Below are 14,957 nucleotides of genomic sequence, written 5' to 3' on the forward strand. Positions count from 1 at the left end.
TCCAGGCGCCCAGCGGGCGCCGCAGCCCGAGTTCATCCCATGACCCAACAGACCGCCGTCATCGTGGGGGCCGGCAAGGGCCTGAGCGCTTCGCTCGCCCGCCGCCTCGCGAAGGAAGGCTTCCACATCGCCCTGGTCGCCCGCGACGTGGACAAGCTCACCGGGCTGGTGGCGGAGACCGGGGCACGGGCCTTCGCCGCCGACGCGCAGGTGGCGCCGGCCATCGAGGGCGTGTTCGCCGAGGTGGACCAGATCTTCGGTCCGCCCGACCTCGTGGTATTCAATGCGGCCATGCGCTATCGCGGCCCGGTGGAGCTGCTCGATCCGGTGGACGTGATGGACGCCTATGCGGTGGGTGCGTTCGGCGGCTTCCTCACCGCCCAGGCGGCGGCGCGCCGCATGCTGGCACGGGGCTCGGGCTCGCTGTTCTTCACCGGCGCCACCGCCAGCGTGAAGGCGATGCCCCACTCGGTGCCCTTCGCCATGGCCAAGTTCGCCCTTCGCGCGCTGGCGCAGGGGCTGGCGCGAGAGCTCGGGCCGCGCGGCATCCATGTGGCGCATTTCATCATCGACGGCGGCATCGCCTCGTCCTGGGCGACGCAGGGGGAAGGCGGCCCGGCGGACAAGTGGCTCGATCCCGACGCCATCGCCGAGACCTATCTTTCCGTTCACCGCCAGCACCGCTCGGCCTGGACCAGCGAAATGGAGCTGCGGCCCTGGGTGGAGAAGTTCTGACGGCGCGGCGATTTCCGCTCGCCTCCACCGCGCCGTCAGCCCCGCCGCACGTTGTGGGCGGAGGGCGGGCGTGCCATCTTCCCGATCCAGAAAACGGGAGGCTTCTCTTGCCACACGCCCTGGTCAACGGCCGCCAGATCAAGGCGGGACGCGCCCTTCTGGGGTGGTCCCGCGGGGACCTTGCCGAACGGGCCGGCGTGACGGCCGACACCGTCAAGGTGGTCGAGAAGGACGCCGGCACCCTCGATGCCCTCGCCTCCACCCGCGCCCGCCTGTGCGCCGTGCTGGAGGGGGAAGGCGTCGCCTTCCTCAATGCCGGCTCCATGGGGGTGCAGATCGTGCCGCACGACGAGGGCCTGCGCACCGAGGACCTCAACGCCTCCAACGACGGCTGACGGCACCATGATTCTGCACAATTTCGCTGCCCGGCACTGGATCGTGGTGGCCATCATCCTCGTGATCGCCATCCTCGCCTATCTCGGCAGCTGGTCGTAACCAGTCCTCACTCCACCAGGAGCAAGGCGAAGCCGTCGTAGCCCTTGGCGCCCACGGTCTGCACGGCCGTGGCGGTGAGGCGCGGCTCGACGCCGGCGAAATCATAGGTTCGGCGCACGCCGACCACTGAGGCGTCGGTGCTCTGGGCGTCGATCACCCGCCCGTCGCGCACCACGTTGTCGCAGACGATCAGCGTGCCGGGCCGAGACAGGCGCAGCGCCCAATGGAGATAGTCGGGGTTGCTCGGCTTGTCGGCGTCGATGAAGACGAGGTCGAAGGGCCCCGCCCCCTCCGCCTCAAGCTGCGGCAGCGTCTCGATGGCACGCGCGACCCGCAGGTCCACCTTCCCGGCAATCCCCGCGCGGGCGAAATTGGCGCGGGCGACCTCGGCATGGTGCGGGTCGGCCTCGAGCGTCACCACCACGCCGTCCTCCGGCAGGGCACGGGCGAGAAAAATCGTGCTGTAGCCGCCGAGCGTGCCGATCTCGAGGATCCGCCGCGCCCCGACCATGCGGGCGAAGATCGCGAGCATCTGGCCCTGCGCGGCGGATACGGAAATGGCCGGAAGGCCTTCGGCGGCAGAGGCGGCGAGCACCTCCTCAAGCACCGGATCGGCCGGCAGCAGCCGCTCGACGATGTAGGCGTCCACCTCTTCCCACAGCCTGGCGCTCATCGCCTGCCCCCTAGTCCTGGTCGCTCTCCCGCGCGGCGCGGATCGAGAGCACGGCATAGGCCACCACGAGGGCGAGTTCCACCAGAGTGAAGAGCAGCAGCCGCGTCATTCCGGCCGGGGCCCAGACGCCGAGCACCACCTGGGTGAGGGTGGCGAGGAGCCACAGCACCACCGCCCATCCCGCCCGAAGCCACAGGCCGACGCCGGCGATGGGGTCGATGATGGCCGCCCATATGACCGCCGCCTGGGCCGCCATGGGCATGGCCTCGAACCGGCTCGCCGGCCCGTCGCCGATCCCGAGGATGACCGCCCAATGGATGATGCCTTCCAGCAGCAGGAAGGCGGCGACGCCGCGCAGGAACAGGAACAGCCTGCGCCGCCACGGCGAGAGGTTTTCCCATTGCGCACGCGCGCTGGCGTCGATCGGATCGTAGTGGCTCATGCGCCCGGGGCCAGAAGTTCCAGTTCGTCGGGTATGGGATCGAAATGGGCCGTGATCACGGCGGGATCGATGTCCTCCAGCCGGGCGGGTCGCCATTTCGGGGCGTTGTCGCGATCCACCAGCACCGCGCGCACGCCTTCATAAAAATCGTGTCCTGCGGCGACGCGGGTGACCACGCGATACTCCAGCGTCAGGCAGGCCCCGAGATCGAGCGCGGGTCCGCGGCGCATCTGCTCCATGGCGATGGCGACGCTGGTGGGCGACTTGGTGCGCAGGTCGGCCAGCACGGCGGCGGCGAAATCCGCATGCGCCCCGCCCGCCTCGGCGGCGGTGCCAAGGGCACCGAGAATGGCGGCGAGGTCGGCACCGGAGAAAGCCTCGGCGATGAAGTCCAGCCGGTCGGCGAAGGCGCCGGGGCCGGGCTCGACGCGATGGTCGGCGATGATGCGCTCCACGTCGCCGCCCGCGCAAAGCGCCTCCTCCAGCGCCGGCAGGGCGGCCGAGGGCACCACGTCCGTGGCAAGCCCGCAGGCGTAGGCGTCGGCGGCGCGGATGCGGGTTCCGGTGAGGCCCAGGAACATGCCGAAGGCGCCGGGCAGACGCGGCAGCACATGGGTGCCGCCCACATCGGGAAACAGGCCGATGTTCACTTCGGGCATGGCGAACAGGTAGCGGTCGCCGGCCACCCGATGGCCGCCATGGGCGGAGAGCCCGAAGCCGCCGCCCATGCAGATGCCGTCGATGAGCGCCACATAGGGCTTGGGGAAACTGCCGATGTAATCGTTGAGGACATATTCCTCGCGCCAGAAGTCCAGCGCCTCGGCGGTGCGGCCGGTGCGGCCGAGATCGTAGAGGTTGCGCACGTCGCCGCCCGCGCAGAACGCCTTCTCGCCGGCGCCCTTGATGACGACGCGGGTGATGGCGGGATCCGCCGCCCAGGCCCGAAGGCGCGGCTGGATCTCCCGCACCATGGGCAGTGTCAGGGCGTTGAGCGCCTTCGGCCGGTTGAGAGTGATGACTCCGGCTTCGCCCTTTTCCTCCAGCAGGACATCGGCTTCCGTGGTCAAAGCGCCCTCCCCTTTGCCGCCCGGCGCTGAGCGCCTGGGCCGGAGGCAGGGTTAGACGCGCCGTCCGCCAGCGTCAACGCGGCCGCGCGCACGCCCGCCGTGCACGCACCCACATCCCGGCCGGCCGCGGCATACCGGCGTCGCGGCGCCCCTCGCGGGCCGGCGGCCACAGGGCTATAAGAGCCTGAAGGTGCCCGCGCGGGCACGGCAGATCGAACGAGCCCAGCATGCCCCTTTCCAAGTCCCGCCTGCACGCCGTCACCGACGCCGGCCCGGCCGTGCGTGGCCTCGACCTCGTCCACCGCCCGCGGCGGAACCGGAAGACGGACTGGGCCCGGCGGCTGGTGCGGGAATCGACGCTGACGGTCGACGACCTCATCTGGCCGATCTTCGTCATGGGCGGCACCGCGAGCCGCGCGGCCATCCCCTCCATGCCGGGCGTCGAGCGCCTCACCGTGGACGAGGCGGTGAAGGCGGCGGAGATGGCCGCGAAGCTGAAGATCCCTGCCCTCGCCATCTTCCCTTACGTCGACCCTGCCCGGCGCGATCCCACCGGCAGCGAGGCGCTGAACGACAACAACCTCGTGTGCCAGACCCTGCGCGCCATCAAGGCGGCGGTGCCGGAGATCGGCCTCATCACCGACGTGGCCCTGGACCCGTTCACCAGCCATGGCCATGACGGTCTGCTCCAGGACGGGCGCATCCTCAACGACGAGACGGTGGAGATCCTGGTGCGGCAGGCCCTGGTGCAGGCAGAGGCCGGCGCCGACGTGATCGCCCCCTCGGACATGATGGACGGGCGGGTCGGCGCCATCCGCGCCGGGCTCGACGCCGCCGGCTACACCGACGTGCAGATCATGTCCTATGCGGCGAAATATGCGTCCGCCTTCTACGGGCCCTTCCGCGACGCCATCGGCACCGCCAAGACCCTGTCCGGCGACAAGCGGACCTACCAGATGGATCCCGGCAACGGCCTGGAAGCCATCCGGGAGGCGGCTCTCGACGTGGACGAAGGCGCCGACATGCTGATGGTGAAGCCGGGCCTGCCCTATCTCGACATCGTCTTCCGGCTGAAGGAAGCCTTTGGGCTTCCCACCTTCGCCTATCAGGTGTCGGGCGAATACGCGATGATCGAGGGCGCCATCCGCAACGGCTGGGTGGACGGCGATCGCATCGTCACCGAGAGCCTCGTCGCCTTCAAGCGGGCGGGGGCCGACGGCATCCTCACCTATTTCGCGCCGCGCGTGGCGCAGCGTCTGGCGGAACAGGGCTGAGGCCCGCGGGGACCGTCCATGACCTTGCCCGCAACGGCGCACGACACGGCGGGCGACCTTCCCGTCACCCTGGCGGACGTGGAAGCCGCCTGGCCGCTGGTGCGCGGCGCCGTGCTTCGCACGCCGACGCTGCGCGCGCCGCGGCTCTCGGCTTTCACCGGCGCCGACGTCTATGTGAAGTACGAGAACCTCCAGGTCACCGCCTCCTTCAAGGAGCGCGGGGCGCTGGTGAAGCTCGCCCGTCTCACGCCTGAGGAGGCGCGGCGCGGTGTCGTCGCCATGTCGGCCGGCAACCACGCCCAGGCGGTGGCGCATCACGGCACCCGGCTCGGCATCTCCACCCTCATCGTGATGCCGGAAACCACCCCGCAGGTGAAGGTCGCCGCCACCGAGGCGTTCGGCGCCGAGGTCGTGCTCTACGGCGAGACGGTGGCCGACGCCCAGCAGGAAGCCGAACGCATCTCGCGGACCCAGGGCCGGGTGTTCGTCCACCCCTACGACGATCCCGACGTGATCGCCGGGCAGGGCTCGGTGGCGCTGGAGATGATCGAGGACGGGCCGGCCTTCGACGCGGTGCTGGTGCCCATCGGCGGCGGCGGGCTGATCTCCGGCATGGCGCTGGCCTTCGCCGGGCGCTCGCCGCAGACCGAGGTGGTGGGGGTCGAGACCCATCTCTACCCCGCCATGTGGACCGCCATGACCGGCGAGGACCGCCCCTGCGGCGGCCCGACCCTGGCCGAGGGCATCGCCGTGCGCAACGTGGGCGCCATCACCGCCCAGATCGTACGCCGCCTCGTGCCCCATGTGGTGCTGGTGGACGAAACCGCGCTCGAGCGGGCGGTGAACGCCTTCCTGCTGCACCAGAAGACCCTGGCCGAAGGCGCGGGCGCCGCCGGCCTCGCCGCGCTCATCAGCGAGCCGGAGCGCTTTCGCGGCAAGACGGTGGGCCTCGTGATCTCCGGCGGTAACATCGATCCGCGCATGCTGGCGGGCATCCTCCTGCGCGAATTGGAGCGCGACCAGCGCATCGTGTCCTTCCGCCTCACCATCCTCGATCGGCCGGGCATGCTGGGGCGCATCGCGACCCTGCTGGGCAAGCTTGGCGCCAACATCCTCGAAGTGCATCACCGCCGGACCTTCCTCGACGTGCCGGCCAAGGGCACGCGGCTCGACCTGACGGTGGAGACCCGCGACCAGGCCCATGCCGAGCTGATCCAGAAGGCGCTGGAAGGCGAGGGCCTGCCCGTCCAGCGCCTCGGTGCCGGCGGCGCAGACTGGTAACGCGGCCCGGCGCGAAGCAGCGACGAAAGAGCCCGGGATGCCGCTCGTCCATCGGCGGTTTTCCACGGCGCCCTTGCGTCCCCGGCGTGCCATACCCACTTCATTTCGTCGGAAGGAGCCCTATTCATGAGCCGCACCGGCGAGACGTCCCGCGACACCTCCTATGGCTTTGGCGACCGCGCGCTGCCGCACGCCTACGATCCGCAGACCATGCCGGAATATTTCGAGGGCGTGCTCTCCCGCCGCCTCGTGGCTTTCCTGGTAGATGCGCTGATGATCGTCGGGCCGGTGGCCCTGCTTGCGGTCTTCATCTTCGTCTTCGGGCTGCTCACCTTGGGCCTTGGCTGGATGCTGTTCTGGCTGCTGAGCCCGGCGTTCATCGTTTGGGCTGTCGCCTACAACGCCCTGACGCTCGGCTCGCCGGCCTCTGCAACCCTCGGCATGCGACTCATGGATCTGGAGATGCGCACCTGGTACGGCGCACCCTGCTATTCCATCCTCGGCGCTGTGCATGCCGTGTGCTTCTGGGTGTCGGTCTCGGTGTTCACGCCGTTCGTGCTTCTGGTGGCTCTGTTCAACGACCGGCGCCGGCTGCTGCACGATTTCCTCGCCGGCACGGTGGTCGTGAACACCCCCCGGCGGGCCGACGCGCTGCGCCGCACCTATTGAAATTTGGGCCGAGGCGCGCTTCGGCCTTTGACCTCTTTGCCGGACCGGGCGATGCTGTTCGCTCCTGAGGCTGGACGCCGTGAGCGAGCACCCGCGCGACACACCGCAATTCTACCTGACGGCCCCATCCTCCTGCCCCTATCTGCCGGGGCGCGAGGAGCGGAAGGTGTTCACCCACCTCGTGGGCGACCGGGCCGCCGCGCTGAACGACGTGCTCACCCAGGGCGGCTTCCGCCGCAGCCAGTCCATCGCCTATCGCCCGGCCTGCGAAGGCTGCAAGGCCTGTGTCTCCGTGCGCATCTGCGTGGACGACTTCCGCGACAGCCGCAGCTTCCGCCGGGTGAAGGCAGGCAATGCGGACCTGATCGGCCAGATCAAGCCGGCAAGCCCCACCTCCGAGCAGTACGCCCTCTTCCGCAGCTACGTGACCTCGCGCCACGGCACCGGCGGCATGGCCGACATGAGCGTGCTCGACTACGCCATGATGGTGGAGGACACCCACGTCCACACCCGGCTGATCGAATATCGCAAGCGCGGCCCCGACAGCCGCATCCTCGGCCGCGGCGCCGGCGACCTGATGGCGGTCGCCCTCACGGACGTGCTCTCGGACGGCCTGTCCATGGTCTATTCCTTCTACAATCCCCTGGCGCAGGACCGCTCGCTCGGCACCTTCCTCATCCTTGACCACGTCGCCCGGGCACGGCAGATGGGGCTGCCCTACGTTTATCTCGGCTATTGGGTTCAGGGCTCCAAGAAGATGGACTACAAGCGACGCTTCCTGCCGCAGGAACGCCTGTCGCCCCACGGCTGGGAGCGTATCGAGCACTAGATCTGCCTGCGGCCCGGCCGCCGGCGGGCGGAACTTCGGCCATCGGGGGACGGCGATGTATCTGAGCAACGCGGTCAATATCTTCATCACCGTATTTGCCGCCATCTTCCCCATCGTCAATCCGCTCGGCGGCGCGCCCATCTTCCTGAACTTCGTCCGCCGCTGCTCGCCGCAGGTGCGCGAGCAGCTGGCACGCAGCGTCGCCATCTACGGCTTCCTCCTGCTCTTGGGCTCCCTTGCCATCGGCGCGCAGGTGCTGCTGTTCTTCGGCGTCACCCTGCCGGTCCTGCGCGTGGCCGGCGGCCTCGTGGTGACAGCGGTGGGCTGGAGCATGCTGCACCAGGGCGACGAGCCGGCCGACCGCACCCAGGGCGAGGAGCTGAGCGAGGATCGCGCCCGCGACCAGGCCTTCTACCCCCTCACACTGCCGCTGACCGTGGGCCCCGGCTCCATCGCCACCACCGTGGCGCTCGCCGCCGGCCACACCGCCACATGGCGCACTGATCCGCTGCTCCAGCTCTCCACCGTGCTCGGCGCGGTGGGTGGGCTGCTCGCGGTCGCGGTCACCGTCTATTTCGCCTTCCGCGAGGCGCCCACCATCGAGCGCGTGCTGGGCAAGACCGGCACCAGCGTTCTGGTGCGGCTGTTCGCGTTCATCCTGTTCGCCATCGGCGTGCAGATCGTGTGGCTTGGGGCGCGTGAACTGCTCGCCGAGCTGTCGGTCCGTTAAAGCCGCCTCCAGCCTGTCGCGCGTAGAGAAGAGGAGTTCAGCCATGTCCCACGCCGCCCCCGGCATCCGCCGCGTCGCCGTCATCGGTGCCGGCACCATCGGCGCGAGCTGGGCCGCTCTGTTCCTTTCCCGCGGGCTGGATGTGGTGGTCAGCGATCCCGCTCCCGGCGCCGCCGAGGCGACGCAGCTTCTCATCGACGCCGCCTGGCCGGTGCTCAAGGAACTGGGTGGCGAAGCGTGGATCGAGCCCAAGGCCTGGCATTTCGAGCCCGACCCGGTGAAGGCGGTGGCCGGCGCCGACTTCGTGCAGGAGAACGCCCCCGAGCGCTACGAGCTGAAGCAGAAGCTGTTTCCCGCCATCGACGCGGTGCTGCCGCCGGAGGTGGTGATCGCCTCCTCCTCCTCTGGCCTCCTCGTGAGCCGCATCGCCGAGGGGTGCCGCCATCCCGAGCGCTGCATCATCGGCCACCCCTTCAACCCGCCCCACCTCATCCCGCTGGTGGAAGTGGTGGGGGGCGAGAAGGCGAGCCGGGCCGCCATCGCCACCGCGATGGGCTTCTACCGGTCCCTCGGCAAATACCCCATCGAGATCCGCAAGGAAGTGCCCGGCCACGTAGCGAACCGCCTCCAGGCGGCGCTGTGGCGGGAAGCGATCCATCTGGTGGCGGAGGGCGTCGCCTCGGTGGCCGACATCGACGCCGCCGTGGCTCAGGGGCCGGGCCTGCGCTGGGCGCTCATGGGCCAGCACCTGATCTTCCACCTGGGCGGCGGGGCCGGGGGGATGGAGCATTTCCTCCACCACCTCCTGCCGGCGGTGGAAAGCTGGTGGGACGACCTCGGAACGCCGGCCATGACGCCAGAGCTGCAGGCCGCGCTGGTGGAGGGGGTGAAGGCCGAGGCCGCCGGCCGCTCCATGGCCGACCTCGCCGCAAAACGCGACCGCCTCCTCGCCCAGATCGTCGCCCTGAAGTTCGCCGCCGATCAGGCCGAGGAGAAGGCGGAAATCAGCGCCCGCCTCGACGAGGCGCTGGACGAGAGCTTTCCGGCCAGCGACCCGCCGGCGGTGAGCCCGGAGGACTGAGGGCGCCGCCGCAACGAAAAAAGCCCCCGCCGGGACGGGGGCCTTTGCTTTTTCGAAGACTGCGCCGGATCGGACGCGGCTCAGGCGAGCGCCTTCAGCGCCGCCTTGCCGGCGTAGCGCGCCGAATCTCCCAGCTCCTGCTCGATGCGCAGCAGCTGGTTGTACTTGGCGGTGCGGTCCGAGCGGGCGAGCGAGCCGGTCTTGATCTGCCCGCAATTGGTGGCCACCGCGAGGTCGGCGATGGTGGCGTCCTCGGTCTCGCCGGAGCGGTGGGACATCACCGCGCGATAGCCGGCCTTGTGGGCCATCTCGACGGCATCCAGCGTTTCGGTCAGCGAGCCGATCTGGTTCACCTTGACGAGGATGGCGTTGCCGACGCCGTCCTTGATGCCGCGCGACAGACGGGACACGTTGGTGACGAAGAGGTCGTCGCCAACCAGCTGGCACTTGGAGCCGATGGTGTCGGTGAGCAGCTTCCAGCCGGCCCAGTCGTCCTCGGCCATGCCGTCCTCGATGGTGACGATGGGATAGCGGGCGACGAGCTCGGCCAGGTATTTCACCTGGGCGTCGATGTCGCGCACCTTGCCCTCGCCCTCATAATGATAGGCGCCGTCCTTGAAGAATTCGGTGGAGGCGCAGTCGAGACCGATGAACACGTCCTCACCCGGCTTGAAGCCGGCCTTGTCGATGGCGCCCATCACGAAGTCCAGCGCCGCCTCGGCGGAGGCGAGGTTGGGGGCAAAGCCCCCCTCGTCGCCCACATTGGTGTTGTGGCCGGCGCTCTTCAGGCCGCTCTTCAGGGTGTGGAAGATCTCGGCGCCCCAGCGCAGACCCTCCGCGAAGCTGTCGGCGCCCGCCGGCAGGATCATGAATTCCTGGAAGTCGATGGGATTGTCCGCGTGGGCACCGCCATTGACGATGTTCATCATCGGCACCGGCAGGGTGCGCGCGTTGACGCCGCCCACGTAGCGGTAGAGCGGCAGGCTGGTCGCCTGCGCCGCCGCCTTGGCCACCGCCAGCGACACGCCGAGAATGGCGTTGGCGCCGATGCGCGCCTTGTTGGGCGTGCCGTCGAGGCCGAGGAGCGTGCCGTCGATATGGGCCTGATCCTCGGCGTCATAGCCGCCGATGGCGTCGAAAATCTCGCCGTTCACCGCGTCCACCGCCTTGGAGACGCCCTTGCCGAGATAACGGCCCTTGTCGCCGTCGCGCAGCTCCACCGCCTCGTGAGCGCCGGTGGAGGCGCCCGAGGGAACGGCGGCGCGGCCGAGCGAGCCGTCTTCCAGCACCACGTCCACCTCGACGGTGGGATTGCCGCGGCTGTCGAGGATCTCGCGGCCGATGATGTCGACGATGGCGGTCATGAAGGCTCCTTCCCTTGGGTGTCCCGCGGCGGGCGGCGGCGGCCGGCTGGCTGCCTGCGGGGCCGTGACGGCACCCCTGACCCTTCGACCTCGCCCGCTTGCGGGACTGGAAGGCGAGGCGCCCTCCAGGCGCCGTGCTTCTAGCGCGAACCTTCGCCGCTGCGAAGGGGCATGGTCGCGAAAGGTTGATCGGTCGCAAATCTGCCTGACGGCGGTTGAACATTGACGCCGCCGGAGCTATGCCGCCGCTCCACTTGAAGGACAGTGAATGACCGACCGCCCGCTCCAGCTCGGCGCCACGAGCGCCCTACCCGCCTCGCCGGAGGAGGCGGTGCTCGACCGCGTGCCCAACCCGCACCCGGATGCCGACTATGTGGCCCGCTTCACCTGTCCGGAATTCACCTCCCTCTGCCCGGTGACGGGCCAGCCGGATTTCGCGCACCTCGTCATCGACTACGTGCCGAACCTGCATCTCGTGGAATCCAAGTCGCTGAAGCTCTACCTCGGCAGCTTCCGCAACCACGGCGCGTTCCACGAGGACTGCACCATCGCCGTCGGCAAGCGGCTGGTGGCGCTGCTGGAGCCGCGCTTCCTGCGCATTGCCGGCTATTGGTATCCGCGCGGCGGCATCCCCATCGATGTGTTCTGGCAGACAGGCAACCTGCCGAACGGAGCATGGCTGCCCGACACGGGGGTTGCGCCCTATCGCGGTCGCGGGTGAAGCTGTCTCGTGCCGGCGTCGCTGGGGGAGAAGAACCGGCCGGATGGGAAAACGAGGGCACGCTCATGGCGAAGCTCATTGTCACCAACGGCGATTCTGCCGTGGAGCGGCTGCGCGCGGCCGGCATCTTCGGTCATCTTCTTCCCTGGCAGGACATGCTGCATGACGGACCGGTGCCGTCCGGTGCCGTCCTCGAGGAGGTGTCGGATGTGCGCGCCGACTTCCTGTCCGACGCGCTCGGCCTCCCGTTCGACGAGGTCCGGGCTGATTTCGCCCATCGCGACGCGCAGATCGAGGTGCATTCCGCCTATGCGCAGGTCGAGCTCTGGTTCGAGCACGACCTCTACGACCAGCTCCAGCTGATCCAGCTGCTCGACTATTTCGCCCATGAGGAGGAGCGCATGGGCCTGTTCCTGGTCCAGGCCTCCCACTATCTCGGCCTCATGGCGCCCGAGGAGATGCGGGCGCTGGAGGCCCACCGCTCCCCCGTGACCCATTTGCAGCTGGAAACCGCGCGCGAGGCGTGGGACGCCTTCACCGCCCCGACGCCCCGCCCGCTCGCCGCCTTCCTCTCCCGCGCCCACGAGACGCGGGGACGAGGCCCGCTGCCGCACCTGGTCCCGGCCCTCGCCCGGCTGATCGCCGAGCTGCCGGCGCCCCGGAGCGGCCTGTCGCTGACCGAGGAGCGCATCCTGCGCCGCCTTGCGGACGGGCCGGCCAAGGTGGCCCACGTCTATGCGGCGGTCCATTCCATGGATGAGGCGCAGTTCCTCGCGGACCTGCCCTTCTTCCTGCGGCTCGACGGGCTCGCCTTCGCCCATGAGCCATTGATCGCGGGCCTCCCCTTCCGCTCCAGCGAGGCGGGCGCCATGCGCTTTTCTCCCGGGGACGACAGCGGGGCGGAAAGCACCTACCGGGCCTATGCGGCGGCAGAAATCTCCCTCACCCCCGCCGGCGCGGCGGCGCTCAAGGGCGGCTTTGACCATGCCAGCACCAATGCGGTGGAGCGCAGCGTGGGCGGCACCCGCGTCGGCCCGGGCGCCATGTGGCGCTACGACCGAACCCGCCGTGAGCTCGTTGCGCCGAACTGACCCCGCCGGTCTCAGCCGGCGCGCATCACCGGGCCGCGGTCCGAGCCCGCAGCTTCTCCGGGCTGGAGATCGAGGTGGGCGGCGAACAGCGCCGCCACCTTCTGCCGTGACAGGCCGCGGGTGATGAAGACGAGGCGCGTGCGCCGGTCGGCGCTGTCCCCGGCCGGCGGCCATGCGGCGAGCTCTTCGGGCGGGGCGGCGAGGTGCTGAACATGGTGCACCACCACCGGCCCGTCGCACCCCCGGACATTCACGAGGCCCTTGACCCGCAGCAGATCCTCGCTGCGGGCGGCCGAGAGGGCATCCATGATGCGCATGAACGTCGCCCAGTCGAACGCCGCATCAAAAGTGAGGACGAACGAGTCATAGGGCGCCACTCCCGGGGTCGCCGCTTGCGGCGTGCACGCGAAGCCCGAGCGGCTGCGCCCCGGCGCGCCGAACAGGAAGCCGGGCACATCGCGCACATCCGCCGCGTCGGCGATCTCCGCCTGCGGATTGAGCGCGCCCACCAGTGCGCGCACCTCAGCGCCGCCCGCGGGCAAGACAAGATCAGCCTTGGTCAGGATGATGCGATCCGCCAGCGCCACCTGCTCGCTCCAGATGGACGCCTGCGACTGCGTGCGCGCCGCGAGGACACTGTCGACGACCGTGACGAGCCCCTCCAGAGCATAGCTGCCCGTCACCGTGCGGTCGGCGGCGAAGCTCTGCAGCACCGGCGCCGGCTCCGACACACCGGACGTCTCCACCACCACCCGGTCGAAAGGGGGCACGGCGCCCCGCTCCCGGTCGGCATAGAGCGCCCGCAGCGCCCGGTTGAGGTCGCTGCGGGCGGCGCAGCAGATGCAGCCGTTGCCGATCAGGGTCACGTCCAGGGCCGCGGTGCGCAGCAGCACATCGTCGATGCCGGCGTCCGCAAACTCGTTGACGATCACCGCGGTGCGCGCCGCCGAAGGGTGTGCCAGGGCGGCACGGATGAGCGTGGTCTTGCCCGCGCCGAGGAAGCCGGTGACCACCGTCACCGGGATGCGCCCGGCGCCGGCGCGGCTGCGGCGACGGCCGAACAGGCCTCCGCCAAAGAGCGTGGCAGGATGGGTCGGGCTCAGAAGTCCATCTCCAGCACGTAGAGGCCGCCCACGTGGCGGTCGACCGTGTAGACGATGCCGCGCTCGTCCACGAACACGTCGTTGAGCTGGATCGCGCCGGTGGGCGCAAGGCGCGGCGCCGGCGGCACGAAGTGGGCGATCTCTGCGGGACGGTAGGGATCGGAGATGTCGTAGGCGCGCAGGCCGCCATTGAAGAAGGTGCCGATGATGACCTGGTCCGAGAACCAGGAGGTGGGCAGCGGCACGTTCTCATGCAGGTTGTGGGCGCCGATGCGCCCGCCCCGGTGGGCGTAGACGTCCAGCTCCGGCGGCGGGCAGGTGGCGATGGGGATGGGGTTCGTCTCCTCGCGCACATCGAGGATCCAGATGAGCTTCGGCCAGTCCTTGCCGTCGTCCACCACGGATTCGTCGGAGACCACCATGAGGCCGCGATCGAACAATGGCAGGGCGGTGTGGGTGAAGCCCACGTAGGGCGGGGAATTGTCCCAGCGCGCCACCTGCTTTGGCGCCGACTTGTCGGTGATGTCGAGGATGATCATGCCGGCGTCGAGATAGCCGAGATAGCAGCGGTCCGGCCGCTGCGGGTAGACATTGGTGTTGTGGGCACGGAAGCCGAAGTCGTTCTCCGGCTTGTGGCGGACCGGGGGCGGCGCGGCGTCGCCCTCCCGCGTGCCCGGCAGCCACCAGCGCCCCGCCTCTACGGGCTTCGACGGATTGCGCACGTCGATGATGCGGTAGCACTGGTCGTCGAGCGGGTTGCGGGAGATGAAGTCGGGGGCGCCGGCGGCCATGTGGACAAATTCGCCGTCGCAGAACCAGAGCTGGTGCACGCCGCGCGAATGCGGCCCGGAGGCATCCATGAAAGCGATGGAGCGGGGATTCTCCGGCACCGAGATGTCGAACAGCTCCATCCCGGCCGGCTGCATGCCGACCTTCTGCGTCTGGTAGGCCACCGCCATGATGTCGCCGGACACCTCCAGCGAGTTGGACCGCATGTAGGACTGGGGCAGTTCGGTCTGCACCACGATCCGCGGATTTTTTGGATCGGTGACGTCCATGCCGGTGAAGTTCTTCGGCGCGCTCTCGTGGGCAAGCCAGAGGATGCGGCGGCCGTCCCTGGCGATCTGAATCGACATGCCTTCGCCGAGGCCGCCGAAGCCGCTGAGCTCGTGCTGCGCGAGCAGCCGGAAATTGCGCGTGGAGCCCTGCTCGCCGGCGGGCGGTTGCTTGGTCATCAGCATGATGCGTCCTCAAGGTTCGGCCACGGCGGGACGCGCGGAGCGCCATTTGGCGGACCATTTCCGCGGACCGCATGATCTGCCCCTATTTTCTTTCAGGAGTTTTATGTTCGATCAAGTGCATTATGATCGAACAAATCGCTCTATCGACGATTTTACGAATC

The 14,957-nt window shown here is 69.4% G+C and carries 16 protein-coding genes; 10 read left to right on the plus strand and 6 right to left on the minus strand.

What is annotated here, in order from left to right; genetic code table 11:
* Positions 1-39: 39 nt before the first annotated feature.
* Positions 40-735, plus strand: coding sequence for an SDR family NAD(P)-dependent oxidoreductase (locus tag ABLE93_RS07805; protein ID WP_348839091.1), 696 nt, complete (start codon positions 40-42; stop codon positions 733-735).
* A gap of 107 nt (positions 736-842) precedes the next feature.
* Positions 843-1,130 carry a helix-turn-helix domain-containing protein gene (locus ABLE93_RS07810; RefSeq protein ID WP_348839092.1) on the plus strand — a complete coding sequence of 96 codons (288 nt, stop codon included), beginning with the start codon at positions 843-845 and terminating at the stop codon, positions 1,128-1,130.
* Positions 1,131-1,237: 107 nt separating this feature from the next.
* Here the strand turns inward: ABLE93_RS07810 and ABLE93_RS07815 are convergent, their stop codons facing one another.
* The 3 genes from ABLE93_RS07815 to ABLE93_RS07825 are packed head-to-tail and all read right to left on the minus strand — an operon-like array spanning position 1,238 to position 3,412.
* Positions 1,238-1,903, minus strand: a complete 666-nt coding sequence (locus tag ABLE93_RS07815) for an O-methyltransferase (protein ID WP_348839093.1) — start codon at positions 1,901-1,903, stop codon at positions 1,238-1,240.
* Positions 1,904-1,913: 10 nt separating this feature from the next.
* Positions 1,914-2,345, minus strand: coding sequence for a DUF6163 family protein (locus ABLE93_RS07820; RefSeq protein ID WP_348839094.1), 432 nt, complete (start codon positions 2,343-2,345; stop codon positions 1,914-1,916).
* On the minus strand, positions 2,342-3,412 hold the full coding sequence (locus tag ABLE93_RS07825; RefSeq protein ID WP_348839095.1) for an enoyl-CoA hydratase/isomerase family protein: 1,071 nt from the start codon (positions 3,410-3,412) through the stop codon (positions 2,342-2,344). Before ABLE93_RS07825 ends, ABLE93_RS07820 begins: the two co-directional genes overlap by 4 nt.
* A gap of 227 nt (positions 3,413-3,639) precedes the next feature.
* On the opposite strand from ABLE93_RS07825, the gene hemB reads away from it, so the two are divergent.
* From hemB to ABLE93_RS07855, 6 genes are all read left to right on the plus strand, one after another.
* Positions 3,640-4,686: a porphobilinogen synthase gene (gene hemB / locus ABLE93_RS07830; protein WP_348839096.1), complete on the plus strand. Its 1,047-nt coding sequence runs from the start codon at positions 3,640-3,642 to the stop codon at positions 4,684-4,686.
* An 18-nt stretch (positions 4,687-4,704) separates the two neighbouring features.
* Positions 4,705-5,967 carry a threonine ammonia-lyase gene (locus ABLE93_RS07835; RefSeq protein WP_348839098.1) on the plus strand — a complete coding sequence of 421 codons (1,263 nt, stop codon included), beginning with the start codon at positions 4,705-4,707 and terminating at the stop codon, positions 5,965-5,967.
* Between the two features lie 126 nt (positions 5,968-6,093).
* Positions 6,094-6,636 (plus strand): RDD family protein, encoded by a 543-nt coding sequence (locus tag ABLE93_RS07840; RefSeq protein WP_348839099.1) that lies wholly within the window; start codon positions 6,094-6,096, stop codon positions 6,634-6,636.
* Between the two features lie 79 nt (positions 6,637-6,715).
* A complete protein-coding gene (locus ABLE93_RS07845) occupies positions 6,716-7,465 on the plus strand; it encodes an arginyltransferase (protein WP_348839100.1) in 750 nt (249 codons plus the stop codon).
* Positions 7,466-7,520: 55 nt separating this feature from the next.
* Positions 7,521-8,195 (plus strand): MarC family protein, encoded by a 675-nt coding sequence (locus tag ABLE93_RS07850; protein WP_348839101.1) that lies wholly within the window; start codon positions 7,521-7,523, stop codon positions 8,193-8,195.
* A gap of 43 nt (positions 8,196-8,238) precedes the next feature.
* Complete coding sequence (locus ABLE93_RS07855) at positions 8,239-9,276, plus strand: 3-hydroxyacyl-CoA dehydrogenase NAD-binding domain-containing protein (protein ID WP_348839102.1); 1,038 nt, start codon at positions 8,239-8,241, stop codon at positions 9,274-9,276.
* Between the two features lie 80 nt (positions 9,277-9,356).
* On the opposite strand, the gene eno is transcribed toward ABLE93_RS07855, so the two are convergent.
* Positions 9,357-10,640, minus strand: coding sequence for a phosphopyruvate hydratase (eno, locus tag ABLE93_RS07860; protein ID WP_348839103.1), 1,284 nt, complete (start codon positions 10,638-10,640; stop codon positions 9,357-9,359).
* Positions 10,641-10,908: 268 nt separating this feature from the next.
* Between eno and queF the strand changes: the two genes are divergently transcribed.
* Together queF and ABLE93_RS07870 are read left to right on the plus strand one after the other, a co-directional pair.
* Entirely contained in the window at positions 10,909-11,361 is a 453-nt protein-coding gene (gene queF, locus ABLE93_RS07865) for a preQ(1) synthase (protein WP_348839104.1), read from the plus strand.
* 65 nt (positions 11,362-11,426) lie between these two features.
* Positions 11,427-12,452 carry a hypothetical protein gene (locus tag ABLE93_RS07870; protein WP_348839105.1) on the plus strand — a complete coding sequence of 342 codons (1,026 nt, stop codon included), beginning with the start codon at positions 11,427-11,429 and terminating at the stop codon, positions 12,450-12,452.
* A gap of 11 nt (positions 12,453-12,463) precedes the next feature.
* Here ABLE93_RS07870 and ABLE93_RS07875 read toward each other — a convergent pair whose 3' ends face one another.
* The gene (locus tag ABLE93_RS07875) at positions 12,464-13,471 is read right to left on the minus strand and encodes a CobW family GTP-binding protein (RefSeq protein ID WP_348839106.1); all 1,008 of its coding nucleotides are present in this window, start codon (positions 13,469-13,471) and stop codon (positions 12,464-12,466) included.
* A gap of 80 nt (positions 13,472-13,551) precedes the next feature.
* A complete protein-coding gene (locus ABLE93_RS07880; protein WP_348839108.1) occupies positions 13,552-14,790 on the minus strand; it encodes an LVIVD repeat-containing protein in 1,239 nt (412 codons plus the stop codon).
* Positions 14,791-14,957 lie beyond the last annotated feature (167 nt).

It is taken from the genome of Xanthobacter pollutisoli, from assembly GCF_040044995.1.
Taxonomy (GTDB): domain Bacteria; phylum Pseudomonadota; class Alphaproteobacteria; order Rhizobiales; family Xanthobacteraceae; genus Xanthobacter.